Here is a 19784-nt window from a genome sequence, read left to right on the forward strand (position 1 = left end):
ATGTGATCCACTCACCTCATGACCAACACCACGGTTCCCGTCGGGGTCGGTGCCCTCACCTTCGATCAGGTAGTCGCCGTCGCCCGCCACAACGCCCCGATCACCCTCACCGACGAGTCGATGAAGGCGATGGCCACCAGCCGCGCGCTCATCGAGGACCTCGCCCACGACACCCGGCCGCACTACGGCATCTCGACCGGGTTCGGGGCCTTGGCCAACACCTCGATCCCGCCCGAGCACCGCGCGCAGCTGCAGGCCTCGCTGGTCCGTTCGCACGCCGCCTCCTCGGGCGCGGAGATCGAGAAGGAGGTCGTACGCGGCCTCATGCTGCTGCGCCTCTCGACCCTCGCCACCGGGCGGACCGGGGTGCGTCCCGAGGTCGCCGAGACCTACGCCGCGCTGCTGAACGCCCAGATCACCCCGGTGATCGGCGAGTACGGCTCGCTGGGCTGCTCCGGTGACCTGGCGCCGCTCGCCCACTGCGCGCTCGCGGCGATGGGCGAGGGTGACGTACGCGACGCCTCCGGCGAGCTGGTTCCCGCCGCCGACGCGCTGGCCGCCGCCGGGATCACCCCGGTCGCGCTCCGCGAGAAGGAGGGGCTGGCGCTGATCAACGGCACCGACGGGATGCTGGCGATGCTTGTCCTGGCGCTCGCCGACCTCGACGATCTGGTGGCCACCGCCGACATCGCCGGTGCGCTGAGCATCGAAGGGCTCCAGGGCACCGACAGCGTCTTCGCCGACGATCTCCAGGCGCTGCGTCCGCACGCCGGCCAGGCGACCTCGGCCGCCAACATCCGGGCCGTTCTCGCGGGCAGCGGCATCGTCGCCGATCACCGCGGCACCGGGTTCACCCGGGTCCAGGACGCCTACTCGCTGCGCTGCGCGCCCCAGGTCCACGGCGCGGTCCGCGACACCATGGCCCATGCCGCCCGAGTCGCCGAGACCGAGCTCGCCAGCGCCGTCGACAACCCGGTGGTCACCCTCGACGGCCGGGTCGAGTCCAACGGCAACTTCCACGGGGCGCCGATCGGCTACGTACTCGACTTCCTGGCCATCGCCACCGCCGACCTCGCCTCGATCTCGGAGCGCCGCACCGACCGCTTCCTCGACAAGGCCCGCAACCACGGGCTGCCGCCGTTCCTCGCGCACGACCCCGGCGTCGACTCCGGGCACATGATCGCGCAATACACGCAGGCCGGGATCGTCTCCGACCTCAAGCGTCTCGCCGTCCCGGCGAGCGTGGACTCCATCCCGACGTCCGCGATGCAGGAGGACCACGTCTCGATGGGCTGGAACGCCGCCCGCAAGCTCCGCCGCGCCATCTCCGGGGCCCGTCAGGTCGTCGCCATCGAGATCCTCACCGCTGCCCGCGCGATCGACATGCGCGCACCGGAGCGCCCGGGGCCGGTGGGTGCCGCGCTGGTCGAGGAGATCCGCACCCTGGTCCCGGCTCCCGGCCCCGACCGGTTCCTCGCGCCCGACATCAAGGCCGTCGTCGACCTCGTCGCCACCGGTGCGCTGCTCGACAAGGCGCGCACCCGCGCCGAGATCCACTGACCGCTACGACGGCGCCACTTTCCCGTCAGCGGGAAGTGGCGCCGTTGGTCTGCAGATCCGACGACAGAATCCCGCCGCGGCGGGAAAATGCACCGATACCAGCCCCCAGAACGAGCTTTTCGCCGGGGCGGGCTGACGCCCGATCCCCCGATGAGGTGAGATGGACCACATGAGCGAACCACGCACTGTCCGCGCCCCGCACGGCCCCGAGATCACCGCCAAGAACTGGCAGACCGAGGCCGCCAAGCGCATGCTGATGAACAACCTCGACCCGGAGGTGGCCGAGCGCCCCGACGACCTGGTCGTCTACGGCGGCACCGGCCGCGCGGCGCGGTCGTGGGAGGCCTACGACGCCATCGTCCGCACCCTCGACGAGCTCGAGGCCGACGAGACGCTGCTGGTGCAGTCCGGCAAGCCGGTCGGCGTCTTCCGCACCCACGAGTGGGCGCCGCGCGTCCTGATCGCCAACTCCAACCTCGTCGGCGACTGGGCGACCTGGCCGGAGTTCCGGCGGCTGGAGTCGCTCGGCCTGACCATGTACGGCCAGATGACCGCCGGCTCGTGGATCTACATCGGCACCCAGGGCATCCTCCAGGGCACCTACGAGTGCTTCGCCGCGATCGCACGCAAGAAGTTCGGCGGCTCGCTCGCCGGCACCCTCACCTTGACCGGCGGCGCCGGCGGCATGGGCGGCGCCCAGCCCCTCGCGGTCACCCTCAACGAGGGCGTCGTGATCGTCGTCGACGTCGACGCCGCGCGCCTGCAGCGCCGCGTCGACCACGGTTACATGGACACCGTCGCCACCTCTCTCGAGGACGCGCTGGGACAGGCGGAAGAGGCCAAGAAGGCCCGTACGCCGCGCTCCATCGGTCTCGTCGGCAACTGTGCCGCGGTCTTCCCGGAGATCCTGGCCCGCGGGGTCGAGGTCGACATCGTGACCGACCAGACCTCGGCGCACGACCCGCTCTCCTACCTCCCGCTGGACTACACGGTCGAGGAGTGGGCCGCCCGTGCCGAGGAGGATCCCGACGGCTTCACCGAGAAGGCGCAGGCCTCGATGGCCAAGCACGTCGAGGCGATGGTCGGGTTCATGGACCGCGGCGCCGAGGTGTTCGACTACGGCAACTCGCTGCGCGAAGGGGCCCGGCTGGGCGGCTTCGCCAACGCGTTCGCGTTCCCCGGCTTCGTCCCCGCCTACATCCGCCCCCTCTTCGAGGAGGGTCTCGGCCCGTTCCGCTGGGCGGCGCTGTCGGGCGACCCCGAGGACATCGCCAAGACCGACCGGGCGATCGTCGAGCTCTTCCCCGAGAACGAGGGCCTCAAGCGCTGGATCACCCAGGCCGGCGAGAAGGTGCACTTCGAGGGGCTTCCCGCACGGATCTGCTGGCTGGGCTACAAGGAGCGCCACCTCGCCGGGCTCAAGTTCAACGAGATGGTCGCCTCCGGGGAGCTCTCGGCGCCCGTCGTCATCGGCCGCGACCACCTCGACTCCGGCTCGGTGGCCTCGCCCTACCGCGAGACCGAGGCGATGTTGGACGGGTCCGACGCGATCGCCGACTGGCCGCTGCTCAACGCCCTGCTCAACACCGCCTCCGGCGCGTCCTGGGTGAGCATCCACCACGGCGGCGGCGTCGGCATCGGCCGCTCCATCCACGCCGGTCAGGTCTGTGTCGCCGACGGCACGCCGCTGGCCGCCGAGAAGATCGAGCGCGTCCTCACCAACGACCCCGGCACCGGCGTGATGCGTCACGTGGACGCCGGCTACGACCACGCGCGCGACGTCGCCCGCGAGCGTGGCCTCAACATCCCGATGCTCGACGCCTGACACCCCGTCGAGTCGGCTCATCTTGACCACGATCCGTGCCGAGTCGGCCCGTCATGACGAGCCGACTCGGCAACGAAGTAGAGGAAGACTGTGAGTTTGGACGTCGTCGAACTGCTGGGCGAGATCGCTGAGATCGGCCGCGACCCCGTACGCGGTGGCTACTCCCGGCACGTCTATGAACCGGCAGAGCTGGAGCTGCGCGAGTGGTTCCGGCGTAAGTCGGCAGGGCTCGGCCTCGAGGTCGAGACCGACCGCAACGGCAACATCTGGGCCCATTGGGGCCCGGTCGGCACCGGGACCATCGCGATCGGGTCACACCTCGACTCGGTGCCCGGCGGCGGCGCCTACGACGGCCCGCTCGGCGTCGCCTCCTCACTGGCCGCGGTCTCGGCGCTCATGGACGAGGGCTTCGTCCCGGCCCAGCCGGTGACGGTCGCGGCGTTCGGCGAGGAAGAAGGGTCCCGCTTCGGCATCGCGTGCCTGGGATCGAAGCTGATGGCGGGGGCGATCCCGGGCGCCACGGTGGCGGCGCTGACCGACGACACCGGGGTGACGTACGCCGAGGCCTGCCGAGCGGACGGGATCGACCCTGCCGGGCTCGGCCGGGACGACGAGCGGCTGGCGAGCCTGGGGGCGTTCGTCGAGCTCCACGTGGAGCAGGGCGTCGGGCTCGCCGATCTCGACTCCCCGGTCGCCGTGGCCTCCAGCATCCTGGCCCACGGCCGCTGGAAGCTGGTCTTCTCCGGCGAGGGCAACCACGCCGGAGCGACCCGGATGCGGGACCGTCGCGACCCGGTGGCCGCGATGGCGGCCGCGGTCCTGGCCGCCCAGCGGATCGCCTCGGCCCACGACGGCCCCGACTCCGCCCGCGCCACCATCGGCCGCCTCACCCCGATCCCGGGAGGCACCAACGTGATCGCTTCGCGGGTGGATGCCTGGCTCGACGTACGCGGTGACACCGACCCGCAGACCCGGGCCCTTCTCGAGGAGATCCTGGAGGCGTCCCATGCGGCTGCGAAGGAGCACGGCTGCGGCCTGGAGGTGACCGAGGAGTCCTACGTCTCCACCGTGCACTTCGACGCCAACCTGCGAGAACGCCTCGTCGAAGCACTCGACGGGGTGCCGGTGCTCGCCACCGGTGCCGGGCACGACGCCGGCATCCTCGCCGCCGAGATCCCCACCGCGATGCTCTTCACGCGCAACCCCACCGGGGTCTCCCACTCGCCCCATGAGACCGCCTCCGACGAGGACTGCCGCGCCGGCGCACGGGCGCTGACCGAGGTGGTCCGGATACTGGCGAGCGAGCCCCGATGAGCGCCGGCACGACCCGGATCCACGCCGAGCGGGCGCTGGTCGAGGGACGCGAGGTCGCCGACATCGTGATCGAGGTGACCGACGGCCGGATCTCCGCGATCACCTCCGGCGCGAGTGCGGAGGCCACCGACCTCCGCCTCGGCACCGTGCTCGCGGGCTCCGGCAACGCTCACTCCCACGCGTTCCACCGCGCGCTGCGCGGCCGGACCCACGACGGCGTCGCTGGATCGGCCGGCGACTTCTGGCGCTGGCGCGAGCAGATGTACGCCGTCGCCGGCCGCCTCACCCCCGACTCCTACGAACGCCTCGCCGAGGCCGTCTTCGCCGAGATGCTGGTCACCGGCTGGACGAGCGTCGCGGAGTTCCACTACGTCCACCACCGCCCCGACGGGACTCCATACGAGGACCCCAACGCGTTCGGGGTCGCGCTCGCCCGGGCGGCCGCCCGCGTCGGCATCCGGCTGACCCTGCTCGACACCCTCTACCTGACCAGCGGGCCGGGCAAGGACCTGCTACCAGAGCAACGGCGCTTCGGCGACCGCACGGCCGAGGCCTGGTCAGACCGATGGGAAGGGCTCCGCGACCGCGGCATCCTCCCGCCGTGGCGAGAAGGAGCCGGGTCGACGGCGACCGTCGGCGCGGCCATTCACTCGATACGTGCCGTCCGCCCCGACGACATCGCGATCGTCGCCGATCGGCTGCCCACCGACGTGCCCCTGCACGTCCATCTCTCCGAGCAGCCGGCCGAGAACGAGCAGTCGCTCGCGGCGTACGGGCGGACGCCGACCCAGGTGCTCGCCGACGCGGGCGCTCTCTCGCCCCGCACCTGGCTCGTCCACGCCACCCACCTGACCGAGGACGACATCGCCCTCATCGCGGACAGCGGTGCCGGGGTCGTGATGTGCCCGACCACCGAGGCCGACCTCGGCGACGGCATCGGCCCGGCCCGCGAGCTCGCCGACGCGGGTGTCCGGATCGCTCTCGGCTCCGACCAGAACGCCGTCGTCGACCCCTGGCTCGAGGTGCGCGGCCTGGAGGCCGGCGAGCGGCTCCGCAGCCGACAGCGCGGGCGCTTCTCCCCCGCCGAACTCGAAGGTGCCCGAGCGAACGAAGGCTACGCCGCAGGCGGTCTCCGCGGTGGCCTCCACGTCGGAGCCTGTGCCGACCTGGTGGAGCTCGACCCCGGTTCCGTACGCACCGCCGGAGCCGCCCTCGACCAGCTCGCTCTCGCGGCGACCGCCACCGACGTCACCACGGTCGTGGTCGGCGGGCGTGTGGTCGTCGAGAACGGACGTCTGGCCGATGGTCGCGACCCGGCCACCATGATCACCGAAGCGTTGGAGGAGATCCGATGAGCGAGCGTCAGCGAGCGACCAGTCGACCCTTCATCGGGTCGCGTCCGTATTCTGGCGCTTGCGCTACGGAGGAGATCCGATGACAAGCCTGTTGCTGGCGAACATCGGCGAGCTGACCACCCACACCGACGAGCACGGCACCCTTCACGACGCCGGCGTGGTGATCGAGGACGGCAGGATCGCCTGGATCGGCCCCGCCGACCACGCCCCTGCAGCGGACACGCGGGACGACCTCGAGGGCCGCGCCGTCCTCCCCGGCTGGGTCGACTCCCACACCCACCTGGTCTCGATGGGCGACCGCGCCGAGGAGTTCGTCGACCGGATGGCCGGCCGGCCCTACGAGGCCGGCGGGATCATGCGTACGGTCGAAGCCACGCGTGCTGCGACCGACGACGACCTGCGAGCGCGAGCGCGAGCGCTCCGCGACGAGGCCTACCGGGGCGGGACCACGACCATCGAGGCGAAGACCGGCTACGGCCTCGACGTCGAGACCGAGCAGCGCCTGGCGCGGATCAGCGCCGAGCACGCCGAGGTGGTCACCTACCTGGGCGCTCACGTCGTCCCCGCGGAGACCGACCGCCGAAGCTACATCGACCTCGTGACCGGCCCGATGCTCTCCGCCGTCACGCCCTATGCGACCTACATCGACGTCTTCTGCGAGCAGGGCGCGTTCGACGTCGAGGAGTCCCGCGAGATCCTCGAGGCCGGCCGCGCCGCCGGGCTCGGCCTCAAGCTCCACGGCAACCAGCTCGGCGAGTCCGGCGGCGTTCGGCTCGCCGTCGAGATCGGCGCGACGAGCGTCGACCACTGCAACCACCTGAGCCCGGCGGACATCGACGCGCTCGCCGGATCCGCCACCGTCGCCACGCTCCTGCCTGCCTGCGACCTCTCGACCCGCGAGCCCTTTCCCCCGGCCCGCGAGCTGGTCGACGCCGGCGCCACGATCGCCATCGCCTCCAACTGCAACCCCGGCTCGTCCTTCACGACGTCGATGGCGTTCTGCGTCGCCACCGCCGTCCTCCAGCAGCGCCTGACCTTCGAGGAAGCCGTCTGGGCGGCGACGGTCGGTGGCGCGACTGCGCTCGGCCTCGACGACTCGGCGGGACGGATCAGCGTCGGCGGCCGCGCCGATCTGCAGGCCCTCGATGCCCCCTCCGCCAAGCATCTGGCCTACCGCCCCGGGGTCCCTCTCACCCACAAGGTCTGGAGCAGGGGCCGCCCGGTCTGACTCACCCGCGCCGCTTGCCGATCACCACCAGGTAGCGGCACGGCTGGTCGGTCGGGTTGACGAAGACGCAGTCGGCAGGCGGCCCCAGCTGCAGGCAGTCGCCCGCGTCCAGCTCGTGGACGAGGTCACCCTCGACGAACCGCAGATGTCCCGAGAGCACCCAGATCTGCTGTTCCCTGAAGTGGTACGCCGACGCCGGCGAGGCCACCGACGCGCCGGCCGGAAACTCCACCTCGACCAGCTCCAGGATCCCGCGCGCCGGCGGGGAGACGGAGCGGCGTACGTAGCCGGTCTCGGGGTCCGTCCACTCGGCCTGCTCCGAGCGCCGGGCCAGCCGCACCGCGTCCCCCTCAGCCCGCGCGATCAGCTCCGACAGGGTCAGCTCCAGCGCCCCCGAGAGCCGGGTGAGCAGGACCGCGGTCGGCTGTGCCTCGCCCCGCTCGATCTTCGCGATCATCGCTCGCGAAACACCTGACACCTCCGCGAGGCGCGCAACGGTCATCCCGAGCGACGTGCGTGCCGACCTGATGTTGGACGCCAGAGCCTCACCGAACTTGTCACTATCATCACTCACGCGACTACTATAGGAGACATGCCCCCTGCCTGGACCATCCGTGAGGCGACGGCCGCGGATGCCGCCGCCTGCGCGGCGATCTACGAGCCCTACGTCCGCGACACCGTCGTCTCCTTCGAGACCGAGCCACCCACACCCGAGGAGATGGCGCGCCGCATCGAGTCAGCCCTCGCCGAGCACACCTGGCTCGTCCTGGAGACCGAGGACGAGAACGGGCCCGAGGTGATCGGCTACGCGTACGCCACCCAGCACCGCACCCGCGCCGCCTACCGCTGGGCCTGCGACGTGTCGATCTACCTCGACCAGGAGCGCCGCGGCAAGGGTGCCGGACGAGCGCTCTACGCAGCCCTGTTCCCGATCCTGAAGGAGCGCGGCTACCACCGCGCGCTGGCCGGGATCGCGATCCCGAACGAGGCCAGCATCGGCATCCACCGGTCCTTCGGCTTCACCGAGGTCGGGACGTACCGCCGGATCGGCAAGAAGTTCGACGCCTGGCACGACGTCACCTGGATGCAGCTGGATCTCTGAGTCTCCACCGACGACGAAGGGCCCCGAGTCAGTGACTCGGGGCCCTTCTGTGCGTGGTACCCCCGACCGGATTTGAACCGGCGTTACCGCCGTGAGAGGGCGACGTCCTAGGCCGCTAGACGACGGGGGCTTGCACGTCTGCGATGACCTTTCGGCCCCGCAGGCAGGACGAAACATTACCTGATACCTCCCCGAACCGACGCATCGGCGTCGCCTCAGCCCAACTGTCCCCGCAACACCGACCTGGCGCGGTGATAGCGACTCCGCACCGTTCCCTCGCGCATGCCGACCACCTCAGCCGCCTCGACGAGGCTGAGGCCGTCCCAGTGCACCAGGCGGACAATCTCCCGATCGATCGGCTTCAGGCGCTCGATGGCCGACCGTAGGTCCAGCACTCGATCGTCCGCAGGGTGCGCGACCTCCTCGGTCGATGCCAGCTCCGCACGCAGCCTCTCCGTGAGCGCAGACCGGCGACGGCTCGTACGTCGATGACCGCGAAGCACGTTCCGGGCAACTCCGTACGCCCACATCCGAGCAGCTCGGTCCTCGGCCGGAATCGCCTCCGCTCGGCGCCACAGCACCAGCAGTGCTTCCGCGAGGAGGTCCGCTGCCTCGTCGGGCGGCGTCACCCGGCGTAGGAAGTAGGCCAGCAGCATCGGCGCCATCACGCCGAGCCAGTCTTCGATCTCGTCGGCCCGATCTGCGGCCGGGATGGTCTGATCGGCTGTCATCGGACGTCCTCACAGCTCGTGCCGTAGCCGGTGACCGCCGGTGCTGTCTCCGACTCCGATGAACCGGTCAGACCAGGGACCACGCCGCGCAGCTCAGTGAGCAACCGGTCTCTGAGATCGGGACTGTCATCAGTGGCTGCATCGCTCAGGTCCTCCTGCCAGCGACTCCAGTCCTTGGTACGTACATGCTCGGCGATCTTCTCGAGCTCGTCGTCATCGAGCCTCGTGAATTCGAGGAAGAGCTGGCAGTTGCGCTGCTCACCGTTCTCCCAGGTCGCGACGAACTCGATCGGCTCGTAGACACGCTGCCCCTCGGGCTCGAGCGTCATGAAGGGCGGCGCGCTCATCATCCATTGCGAACCCGTCATGGCCGCGCTGAGCACAAGCACTCCCGCGGCTGCGCCGCCGATGATCATCGACCGCCGCAGCCGCCGCTCGGTCGGCCTCGGTCGCCCGGTCCCGAGAGGCGGATCGTCGCGTACGACGGTCGTGACAAGCTGTCGCGCGAGCCCGTCCTCCACCGTACCGAACCGTGGCGCAGAAGCCCTGAGCAGATCCTCGAGCTCGTCATCGTCCATCGGATCCTCCTACCGCTGGCGGAAAGTAACGTGTCGTCCCCTACCTGGCCATTCGCACCCCGAACGTTGCAGGGAAACTCAGACCTGTGACGAAGTACGTATCGAGTGCCGATGGTGGGATGCCCGGCGGTTAGGCTCGGCCCCATGCTGGGTGAACTGGGCCTGTCGGCATCGGCCTTGGAGGAAGAGATCTACGGCATCCTTCTCGGCCGGACCTCGGCCACGACGACCGACATCGCCCAGGCCGTCGGCGAGAGCGCGGACGCAGTTCTCGAGGCATTGCTTGCGCTGCGCGACCGCAACCTGGTGACTCGGGTGCCGAACATCGCGGACCCTTCGACAAGCTCAGGACATCGCCTCGGCGACGGTGCCGCGCCCGGTCTCGACGAGGGCGCGTCGTGGTCGGTCACGCCGCCGGACGTCGCTTTCGGGCCCGCGGTGGGACAGCTGCGGTCCGAGCTGCTGCGGGCCGAGACGGCGCTGAGCTCGTTGGTGCAGACCTACCACCGACGACGACCGGCCGCGCCGGAGTTCTTCGAGCTCTGGGAGGGGAAACAGGCACAGGCGCAGCGTCTCTTCGAGCTGGAGCGCAGCGCGACCCGGTCGATCTGGGTGTTCCAGACCGGCGGGAACGTGGTGGCGCCGGTGCCGCTGACGTTCACCGAACCGCGCGCCCGGCCGCTCCCACCGCCGCCTCCCCCGACGCCGTCGTCGCCGTCGGGCGACGAGCAGAACGTCTCGGTGCCGACCGGCACGGACATCAGCTACCGGGTGATCGTCGACACCGCCTTCCTCACCGAGCCCAGCGCCGTCCGCGCGCTGGACGAGCGGCTGACCGAGGGCCACGACGTACGCGTGGTCGACCAGCAGCTGATCAAGCTCGCCATCGCCGACGAGTCGATCGCGATGATGCAGGTCGACACGGACACCTCGGTGACGTTCCGAGAGCCGTTCGTACGCCTGGCAACCGAGCTCTTCCACGCCACCTGGCGTCGCTCTCGGCCCTACCTGCGGGAGGGCACCGACCTCAGCAGCGGTGACCGCCTGGTCCTGCAGCTCATGCTGTCCGGCCTGACCGACGAGGCGATGGCCAAACAGCTCGGCACCTCCTCCCGCACCGTCCAGCGCCGCCTGCGGGCCATGATGGACGTCGCCGAGGTCAGCAGCCGGGTGCAGCTCGGCTGGTACGCGATGCGCAACAACTGGGTCTGACCAGGAAGCCCGCCGGCCGACGGGACTCATCCGACGGGCCTCCTGGGGTCTGGGCGAGAATCAGCCGGGCATCATCTCGAGGTAGTCGGCCAGCGACTTCCCGCGGTGCTTGAGCTGCGGTGCGGTGACCGTCGGCGCGGTCGTGTTCTGCTTGAGGTAGTTCTGGCTCACCCAGGCCAGGTCGCGGCGGTCGACGTCGCCGTCGAAGTCGATGTCGGCGGCGCGGCGATCGCTCCCGCGGGCGGCGTAGATCTCCGCCGCGTCTCGTACGTCGATGACGTCGTCTCCGTTCACATCACCGGCGACCAGGGCCGGGACGGTGGAGTAGGAGCCGCCGCCGATGCCCTCCTCGGTGCGGAAGACGCCGCCGACCTCCTCGTACCAGGTGAAGTGACCCGGCACGCGCGCCTGGAGCCGGTAGGGCTCCTCGGTCACCGGCAGGCTGGTGGCGAACCGCGCCGTCGCGTCACCCGTCACCGCGGTCACCGCACCGTCGGGTGCGATCAGGTCGACCTCGATCCCGGCGGTGCTGTAGTCGCGGTCCTTGTCGAAGGCGTAACCAGGGGTGAGCAGCGCCTCGGCCGCGGGCCGAGCGCTGAATGCGACGGTCCGGTTGAGCATCCGGACGGTGCCGTAGAACTGGGTGTTGACGTTGACCCGGGTGCCCGTCGAGGTCGTGCCGCTGGTGCTGTTGCCGCTGATCCCCACGGTCCCGGCCCAGTGCCCGTCGAGCACCTCATAGGTCACCTTCAGCGTCGGCAGTGCCGCCGTGGTCACCGGCTTCGGCAGCGTGATCTCGACCTTGCCGGAGGAGGAACCGCCGTTGGGTGTGTCGGTGACGTCGAAGGACGTCGGCTGCAGCGCCGCGAGCTCCTCGGTCGGAGTGACGGACGTGATCCGCACGAGCCGTGCGTCGTAGCGGAAGCTGGCCCGGATCCCCGTCCAGTCAGCGAGGTTGTGGATCCTGATGGTCTGGGTGACGACGTCGCCCGGCCCCGCAGCGTGAGCATCCGCGTCGGTCACCAGGTAGGGGTAGCCCTCGTCGGCGAAGTTCACGAAACGGGCCTCGCCCATGTTGCCGGCGGCGTCCTGCGGCCAGATCCACAGCGGGCTGACCGGCGGTCCCTTCGGATAGGTGATCTGCTCCCGGATTCGTCCCTCGGTGTCGGCGTTCTCGAAACCGTCGGGTGCGTTGGGGTTGAACTGCGACCACAGGATGCGGCTGTCCGACTCGTCGATGTCGATCCCCGCCTCCCGGATCGCGGCGATCTCACCGTCGTGGATCGTCCCGGTGATCTCGCGGCCGGTGGCGTCCGCGGGGCGCTCGACGACCAGGGGCTCGGCCGAGTCGTGCGGCCCGAACTCGTCGTCGTACGTCGGTGCCTTGGTGTCGACGTAGATGTCGCGGGTCACGGTGTCGGTGACCCCGTAGGCGTCGTTGCCGACGATCTTGAGCCGGTAGTGGCCGTCGGTGAGCCACTTGCTGCGCGGATCAACCGGCGCGAGCGGGTCGCCGGTCAGGTCGAAGTAGCGGCCGAGGATCACCGCCGGCCCGTAGTCGACGCCCTCGAGCAGCCCGACGGTGTTGATCGCGCCGACATAGCCGATCTCCTCACCACGCTTGTCGGTCACGAAGATGTCGATGGAGCGCAGCTGTCCGTCGATGCGCAGCGAGAACGTCGCTTCGCCGCCGGCCGCCTCACCAGCGCCGGTGCCCTGGTTGGTGCTCAGGACGGGCTTGATCATGTCCACCGCGGCGAGCCCGGTCGTGGCCAGCCGGAACCCGAACGGGATGGTGAGCCGCTCCCCGGTCTCCTCGGCGGTGACCGTCACCCGGCCCTCGTAGTAGCCGGCCTCGGCCTCGGCCGGCACGCTCAGGGTCGCGGTGGTCTGCCGTTGCCCACCCGGTCCGAGCGTGACCGTCTCGGGCATGCTGAGCGCGATCTTGTTGGCCGCCGCGTCGGCGGCGTCGTCGCCGTCGGTGAAGGCGACGTCGAGCCGGTAGTGGGCTACCGCGTCGCCGCTGTTGCGGAGCTGGATCGGGGTCTTCTCCTCGAGGTCCTCCCCATGGCGGAGCGTGCCGAAGTCGAGCGCGCCGGTGTCGTAGGTCATGGTGGAGGTCACCCCGCCCGGACCCACGTACGGAGCCTCGGCAGCGACGCGGGCGGCACTACTGGCGTGTACGGCCCGGTAGGGGTCGATCTGCCCGGCACCCGCAGCGAAGACGCTCGGGGCACCGCTGAGCGGAGCCGCCGTGTTCATCAGGGCGACCTTGATGTCCTCGGGGCTGCGGCTGCGGTCCTCCTCGAGCAGCAGCGCCGCGGCGCCCGCGACGTAGGGACTGGCCATCGAGGTGCCGCTGAGCCGGGCGTAGGCGTGCTGGTAGTCGTCGCCGACCACGTCGAGCCGGTCCACCATGTAGGCCGGGACCGAGGAGAGCACGCTGACGCCCGGGGCGGTGACCTCCGGCTTGATGCTGGTGGACCCGAAGACCGGACCACGCGAGCTGAACTCGGCCAGACCGCCGTCGCCGAGGACGAAGGTGCCGTTCTCGGTGAAGTCGACCGATGCCGTGCCCGAGCCGACCGGGGCCGCGATCGCGGCGCCGTCCGCGCTGGTCACCGAGAACGTGGGGACGAAGTCGTCGGACTCACCGAGGTAGTGGCCGATGTGGCCCTCCTCGGGCTTGTCGTTGACCAGCAGCACCGCCACAGCTCCGTTGTCGGCGGCGTTCGTCACCTTCTCGTTCAGCGAGATCGCGCCGCGGTCGACGACGACGACATGGCCGGCGACGTCCTTGCCGGTGTAGTCACGACGCTGACCGGTGCCGACGTCGGTGACCGGGTGGGTCCCGGCGACCGCATCCGTCGGGTCGCTGGACAGCGGGCGGGCGAGGAGGCGACCCTCGATGGCGGTGTCGCCGACGTGCGCCAGGTAGGACGGCAGGCGCATCGGGACGTCGTTGGCACCGACGGTGATCGGCAGGGCCGCCGCTCCGGGGGTGCCGAGCGTGTAGGCGTCCGGGCCGCTGTTGCCGGCCGCGATCACGGTGACCACGCCCGCGAGCGCGAGCGAGTTGGCCGCCATCGCCTGTGGGCTGCCGGCGTCGTTGACCGCGGCACCCAGGGACATGTTGACCACGTCCATGTCGTCGGCGAGCGCCTGGTCCATCGCGGCGAGGATGTCGCGGGTGTAGCCGCTGCCGTAGGGGCCGAGGACCCGGTAGGCGTAGAGGTCCACGTCGGGCGCGATCCCGGCGGCGCCGAGATCGGCACCGGGTGCGTCCTGACCGGCGATGATGCCGGCCACGTGCGTGCCGTGCTGGGTGTAGTAGGCGTTGCCGTTGGAGAGCTCGCTGCGTCCGGACGCCTTCCAGTCGGCGTACGTGGTCTCCATCGGGTCGGCGTCGTCGTCGATGAAGTCGTAGCCACCGACGTACGCATCGCGCAGCGCCGGGTGCCGGTAGTCGATCCCGGTGTCGATGACGCCGACCTTGATCCCGTCACCGGTGATGCCGTCCTCGTGCAGCCGGCGCACACCGGCGGCGATCTGCTCCTGCGTACGGCCGTCGGTCGCCGAAGCGAGGTGGGTCGTGACGCCGGGGGCGGAGAGTGCGGTCACCTCGGCGTCTGGCCAGACGGAGGCGACGCCGTCGATCGCGGCGAGCTCCTCCAGGGCCGAACCCGAGACCCGCATGCTGAACCCGTTGAACGCCTCGTCATAGGTGCGCCGCACCTCGGTGGTGACCCCGGAGCCCTTGCCGAACGTCTTGCCCAGCTCTCCCCGGAAGCTCTCCCGAGCCTCGGACGCGCGCTCCGCCGCCTGCGCCTTGGTCAGGTCGTGGCCCTTGCTCGCGGCCAGCAGCCGTTCCGTACGTGCCGGCGGCTGTGCCAGCGACACGATGACGTCGACCGGCTCGTCCGCGGCCAGCACCGCGGGGTCGTCGACCTGGAGACCCCGGACCTCCACCTCCGCGAGCTGGTCCAGCGCCAGCCGCTGGTCAGGGGTGAGGGCGGCGATGATCTCCTCCGCCGACTGCTGCGACGCCGCGGCGCCGGCAGCGGGCGCGAACCCGGCCAGCGGTGTGGCCAGCGCCGCGACGGCGATGAGGGGAAAGGCGGCTCGGGCCGAGCGCCACGACAGACTCACGGTGGTGTGCTCCTGGTTCTTCGTTCGTTCACATGGTGGGCCGAGGGGCGGCGGGGGGCGGCCAGGGGTGTCGGCCGGGCAGAACCGGCGAGGGCGCGGCCACCGCGTCGCCCCTGCATTATCAGCATCGCTGCCGGAGGGTGAGGTCGACGACCGTCGCCCTGCCCTTGTTCCGGACCTTGACCTCGCTGCTGGCAGCGGTCCAGCCGTCACGCAGCGCGGAGACCCGCACCGGGTTGTAGGTGGTGTCGACCCAGCGAAGGTAGGCGCCATCGGCGCCGGTCAGACCGGTCCAGCGCACCCCGCCGGCATCGACCTGGACGGTCGCTCCGGAGAGCGGTCCGGTCTCCCCACCACAGGACTCGCCCTTGACGGTCCCGACCACCGCGCCCCAGGTGCTGGGCACGGGTGTGGTCACGGTGACCTCGACGCCGGCCGACGGATAGGGGGTGTCTTCGAGGATGCGTACGCTCGCTCGCAGCTCACCGGGCTGCGCGATCGCGGCACCGTCCAGAGCGATGGCCACTTCGGCCCGCTCGCCGGGCGCGAGGGTGATCTCCCCCGGCGAGAGCGCCATCCAGCGTACGTCCGACGCCGCGCCGAGGCAGTCGCCCTGTCCGGAGAGCAGCGAGACCTGGGTGGACACCGAGGTGCCGTTCGGCGAGCCGCCGAGCGTGTAGAACCCGCAGGCGGAGGCGCCTCGGTAGACCGGTGTCGGCGCGTTCGGTAACGCCGTCCAGACGTCGGTCTGCGGGTCGTAGGCCCACCCGGAGGTCGTGATGCTCACCCCGGCGATGCCGCCGGAGACGAGCAGCCGTCCGCCCTGCGCGGCGACCCCGGAGCCCCAGTGCGCGACCGGCATCGGGGCGACCGCCGACCAGGCGTCCTTCGCCGGGTCGTAGACGTAGGCGGCTCGGACCGCCGAGGCGCCGTTGCTGCCGCCGGCGCAGTAGACCTTGCCGCGGATCGCACCGCAGTTGAGCCAACCGGCCTTGGCCGGGTAGTCGGCGAGCCTCTCGAAGGAGTCTGCGCTCACGTCGTAGGCGAACACCTCGCTGTGGTCGCACGAGGTGGCGCACCCGCCGATGGTCAGGATCCGTCCGTCGAGGACCGCCGTCCCGGACGCTGCCAGCGGTGCCGGGTGATCCGCGGCGCGGCTCCAGGTGTCGGTGACCGGGTCGTAGAGCTGTGTCCGGGCGACAGGATCGCCCCCGGCCGCCCAACCTCCGAGCATGACGAACCTGCCGTCCACGAACGCGCCCGCCGGACGCTGCCTGGCCTGCGGCATGTCCGCGATCCGCTGCCAACCCTGGTCGGGGTCCAGCATCCAGCTCGTGGCGATCGGACCGGCTCCGAGGGTGCCGCCGAAGCTGTAGAGCCGGTTGCCGAGCGTCCCGGCGACGCTGTCGACCGTGCCCTGCGGCATCGCGGGCTGGGTCTGCCAGCCTTCGGCGAGGGTCTCGGCTGCGGACTCGGAGCCACGCGGCGTGGCACCGTCGAGCGGGCCGACGTCCTGCAGCGGGGTCACCTCGGCACGTTGCGTGCGGACGGTGCCGAGGTCGGTCATCGTCGCCTGCGGTGCCTGATATCCCTCCGGGATGGCGAGGTCGCTGCCGCGGTCACGCTCGGCCAGCCGGACGGTGGCCGGGGCGGAGCCGGTGTTCTCCACCGTCACGCTCAGCTCGGTCGACTCGCCGATCGGCACGGTCGCGGCGACCTGGTCGGTCGACACCTTCAGCCGACCGGCGGCCAGCGCCAGGTCGGTCTCGACGACCTCGTCGGCGACGACCGACAGCGCGTCGGTCGCGGTCTGGTAGTCCGCCAGCGTCGCGGTGACCTCGCGGTCACCGGCTGGCGCGAAGAACCTCACCAGGCCGTCGTCGAGAGCAGGGTCGGCCGGGGTCGCCACCGAGGCGGCGCTGACCGAGCCTGCCTTCACCCGAGCACCCGGCAGGCCGGCTCCGGTGTTCTTGTCGGAGACCTGCCCGATCACCAGACCGCCGGGCGCCGGACGGCAGCCGACGTTCTCGTCCTCGGCGTTGGCCCAGTCCAGTGCGTTCTCGAAGACCAGCTCGCTGGTCTCGGACCAGTCGTCCATGTCACGGGTGTAGTAGGGCGAGTGCATGGCGAGCAGCACGTGCCGGCTGGCCGCCCGCTGCTGCACCGCGATCGCGGCGCCGCGCGTGCCCGCGGTCGAGGAGCCGACGGTCGCCAGCACCTGTCGGCCGTCGCCCTCGTACCCGTTGAACCACTTCATCCAGGCGGGCAGCCCGGGCTCGTGGTCCCAGCGGTCGCCGACCTCCACCCCGGCGAGCACCGGGTGCTCGGCGACCGCCTCGAGATAGCCGGTCTCCCCGGCCGCGGCTTCCGCGCCGCCGGTCGAGGTCGGGACCCCGGCGTACTTCGCCAGCGCCGTGACACCGCCCCAGGGGCTCTTCTGGCTGTCGGTGAAGATGACACCGGTGCCCTCGGCGTCCATCCGGGCGAGGAAGCCGGTGAAGGCTCCTTGCCGAGGATCGGTGTAGGCGTAGCCCCAGACGACGACGTCGTACCCGGTGATCCCTGCGATCTGGCCGGGCCGGACCATGTCGACGGCGATCCGGCGCTGGTCGAACCAGCCGCGGAACTTGTCGGGGAGGTCGGTGACCACCGCGATCCGTGGCTGTGTCTTGACGTAGCCGAGCGCCTCGGCGCAGTCGATCGGGTCGACCTTCGCGACCAGGTCGACGGCGCCGGTCGTCCCGGCAGGGTCCAGCGTGGCGGTCGCGGGCTGGTAGCCGCCACCGACCGGTCTGGCCGTGAGGTCGTACGCCGCCCCGGTCGGGAGCTCGAGGGCGTACTCACCCGTCACCGGGTCGGTGAAGGTCGCCACCGGGGTGCCGGGAACCGAGACCTTCGCGTAGAGGGGCCAGCCGTGTCCGGAGCCGTCGGTGACCTTCCCTGAGACCCGCTGCGTCGGGGCCTTCGCCAGCTCGACGTCGTGGCTGGTGGACGCCCGGGCTGCGATCTCGACGCCGGTCGCCTTCTGGGTCGTGTAGCCGAACGCGGCGACCTTCACGGTGTAGCTGCCGACCGGCAGCGCCATCCGGAAGGAGCCGTCGGCGGCCGTGTCGCGGCTGGTCGTGAACGAGCCTTCGGCGGTCACCGTCGCCCCGGCGATCGGGGCGCCGTCGGCATCGGTCACGGTGCCACCGAGGAAGCCGGCCTCACCCAGCGGGGCGTGCGCGAACAGCGCCGCTACGTCGAGCCGGCCCTCGCCCCAGACGTTGTTGTCCTCGGGCGTTCCCCCGCAGGTCAGGTCCTCGGTGTCGACCGCGGTCTCGTTGAGCAGTCGCTGGGTGGCCGGGATGTCACCGACCAGCACCGGCGCGGCCGACCACAGCAGCGCCACCGCGCCGGCCAGGTGCGGAGCCGCCATCGAGGTGCCGTTGTAGACCTCGTAGCCGCCACCGGGGACCGAGGAGCGGATGGCCACGCCGGGAGCGGAGATGGCCGGTTTGATCTCGCCGTCCTGGCCTGGGCCCCGGCTGGAAAAGGAGCCGATCGTGTGGTTGACCGCGTACGCGCCGACCGAGTAGTTGACGCTCCTGCTTCCCGGAGCGCCGGAGGTGGCGCATCCCGGCCCGTTGTTGCCGTTGGCGAACGAGCTGAAGATCCCGGAGGCCTCCCACGCCTTGGAGATGTCCTCCATGAACGGGTCGTTGGACGGGGCCTCGCTGCCCCAGGAGTTGTTGACCACGTTGGGCCGCATCGCCGCGTCCGGGTTCTCGCCGTTGCGATCGGTCGGCTCGAGGATCCACTCCCCGGCGGCGATCAGCGCGGTGTCGCTCGGGCAGCAGCCGTTGACGGCGATCCACTTCGCACCGGGCGCGACGCCGATGCCGGTGCCGCCGGCGTCGTCGCCGACCATCGTGCCCATCGTGTGGGTGCCGTGCCCGTCGGAGTCGCACGGCCCGGCGCAGTCGGCACCGGCGACGTCCATCCAGTTGTAGTCGTGGTCGAAGGTGCCGTCGCCGTTGTTGCCGCGGTAGGACGACACCAGTGCCGGGTGGTCGTACTGCACCCCGGAGTCGATGTTGGCCACGACCATGCCCTGGCCGTTGACGCCGTAGTCCGACCAGACCTGGTCGGCATGGATGTCGGCGATCCCCCACTCCACCGCAGCGTCGGTCGACTGCGGCACGGCCGACTTCGTCTCGATCGGTTCCGGAGTCGCGTAGGCACGCGGCGCGTAGAGGCCCTCGACCTCCGGCTCGGCGGCGAGGGTGTGGGCCAGCCGGCTGGAGCCACCCTTGACCAGGATGGCGTTGGTCGCCCAGAAAGCCCGGTACCTCACGCCGCGCTTGCGCAGCAGCGCGCGGGTCTCGGCCTGGCTCTCCTCGGCCTGTGCCCGCAGCGCGTCCGCGACAGCCTTTCCGCGCTCGGCCCAGTCGGTGTTCTGGCTGGCCTCGGTGAGGTCGGCCTCGTCATCGAACCGGACCAGGAAGTCGTCGGCGCCCTTCTCGAGCTGCGTGGCGAGCTTCTTCTCGATCTTGGCCGCCGGGTCCTTCGCCGGGCGCTCGGCCGCAGACGCGAGCCTCACGATGCCCTCGCCCGCCGCGGCGGCCGGTGCTGCAGCCGACGTCGGCGCGGTCAGCAGCAGCCCACCGAACATCGCCATGGTGGTCGCCAGCACCGCGATCGCGCGGTGGCTGCGGGAGTTCAGCCGGGTCCTACTCACAGATCCACCT

At 71.1% G+C, this 19784-nt stretch carries 12 protein-coding genes and 1 tRNA gene; 7 read left to right on the forward strand and 6 right to left on the reverse strand.

Annotated elements, in window-relative coordinates:
- Positions 1-18 precede the first annotated feature (18 nt).
- The 5 genes from hutH (at position 19) to hutI (ending at position 7282) form a co-directional block, all read left to right on the forward strand.
- Positions 19-1560 carry a histidine ammonia-lyase gene (gene hutH, locus WBG06_RS21570; protein WP_336739113.1) on the forward strand — a complete coding sequence of 514 codons (1542 nt, stop codon included), beginning with the start codon at positions 19-21 and terminating at the stop codon, positions 1558-1560.
- A 169-nt stretch (positions 1561-1729) separates the two neighbouring features.
- Positions 1730-3385 (forward strand): urocanate hydratase, encoded by a 1656-nt coding sequence (gene hutU / locus WBG06_RS21575; RefSeq protein ID WP_336739115.1) that lies wholly within the window; start codon positions 1730-1732, stop codon positions 3383-3385.
- A 96-nt stretch (positions 3386-3481) separates the two neighbouring features.
- Positions 3482-4699, forward strand: coding sequence for an allantoate amidohydrolase (locus WBG06_RS21580; protein ID WP_336739117.1), 1218 nt, complete (start codon positions 3482-3484; stop codon positions 4697-4699).
- Positions 4696-6054 carry a formimidoylglutamate deiminase gene (locus WBG06_RS21585; RefSeq protein ID WP_336739119.1) on the forward strand — a complete coding sequence of 453 codons (1359 nt, stop codon included), beginning with the start codon at positions 4696-4698 and terminating at the stop codon, positions 6052-6054. Before WBG06_RS21580 ends, WBG06_RS21585 begins: the two co-directional genes overlap by 4 nt.
- A gap of 79 nt (positions 6055-6133) precedes the next feature.
- Positions 6134-7282 (forward strand): imidazolonepropionase, encoded by a 1149-nt coding sequence (gene hutI / locus WBG06_RS21590; protein ID WP_336739121.1) that lies wholly within the window; start codon positions 6134-6136, stop codon positions 7280-7282.
- Position 7283: 1 nt separating this feature from the next.
- Here hutI and WBG06_RS21595 read toward each other — a convergent pair whose 3' ends face one another.
- A complete protein-coding gene (locus WBG06_RS21595; RefSeq protein WP_336739123.1) occupies positions 7284-7856 on the reverse strand; it encodes a helix-turn-helix domain-containing protein in 573 nt (190 codons plus the stop codon).
- 18 nt (positions 7857-7874) lie between these two features.
- Between WBG06_RS21595 and WBG06_RS21600 the strand changes: the two genes are divergently transcribed.
- Positions 7875-8384, forward strand: a complete 510-nt coding sequence (locus WBG06_RS21600) for an arsinothricin resistance N-acetyltransferase ArsN1 family B (protein ID WP_336739125.1) — start codon at positions 7875-7877, stop codon at positions 8382-8384.
- A gap of 54 nt (positions 8385-8438) precedes the next feature.
- Here WBG06_RS21600 and WBG06_RS21605 read toward each other — a convergent pair.
- The 3 genes from WBG06_RS21605 to WBG06_RS21615 all read right to left on the reverse strand — a co-directional run bounded on the left by WBG06_RS21605 (position 8439) and on the right by WBG06_RS21615 (position 9693).
- Positions 8439-8514, reverse strand: a tRNA-Glu gene (locus WBG06_RS21605).
- An 85-nt stretch (positions 8515-8599) separates the two neighbouring features.
- A complete protein-coding gene (locus WBG06_RS21610) occupies positions 8600-9115 on the reverse strand; it encodes an RNA polymerase sigma factor (RefSeq protein WP_336739127.1) in 516 nt (171 codons plus the stop codon).
- Positions 9112-9693, reverse strand: a complete 582-nt coding sequence (locus tag WBG06_RS21615; protein WP_336739129.1) for a hypothetical protein — start codon at positions 9691-9693, stop codon at positions 9112-9114. The genes WBG06_RS21610 and WBG06_RS21615 overlap by 4 nt, the downstream gene beginning before the upstream one ends.
- 144 nt (positions 9694-9837) lie before the next feature.
- Between WBG06_RS21615 and WBG06_RS21620 the strand changes: the two genes are divergently transcribed.
- The gene (locus WBG06_RS21620; RefSeq protein ID WP_336739131.1) at positions 9838-10905 is read left to right on the forward strand and encodes a helix-turn-helix transcriptional regulator; all 1068 of its coding nucleotides are present in this window, start codon (positions 9838-9840) and stop codon (positions 10903-10905) included.
- 60 nt (positions 10906-10965) lie between these two features.
- On the opposite strand, the gene WBG06_RS21625 is transcribed toward WBG06_RS21620, so the two are convergent.
- The gene (locus WBG06_RS21625; protein WP_336739133.1) at positions 10966-15054 is read right to left on the reverse strand and encodes a S8 family serine peptidase; all 4089 of its coding nucleotides are present in this window, start codon (positions 15052-15054) and stop codon (positions 10966-10968) included.
- A 121-nt stretch (positions 15055-15175) separates the two neighbouring features.
- Positions 15176-19774 carry a S8 family serine peptidase gene (locus tag WBG06_RS21630; protein ID WP_336739135.1) on the reverse strand — a complete coding sequence of 1533 codons (4599 nt, stop codon included), beginning with the start codon at positions 19772-19774 and terminating at the stop codon, positions 15176-15178.
- Between the last annotated feature and the right edge of the window lie 10 nt (positions 19775-19784).

The organism is Nocardioides sp. CCNWLW239, from assembly GCF_037137035.1.
Taxonomy (GTDB): Bacteria; Actinomycetota; Actinomycetes; order Propionibacteriales; family Nocardioidaceae; genus Nocardioides.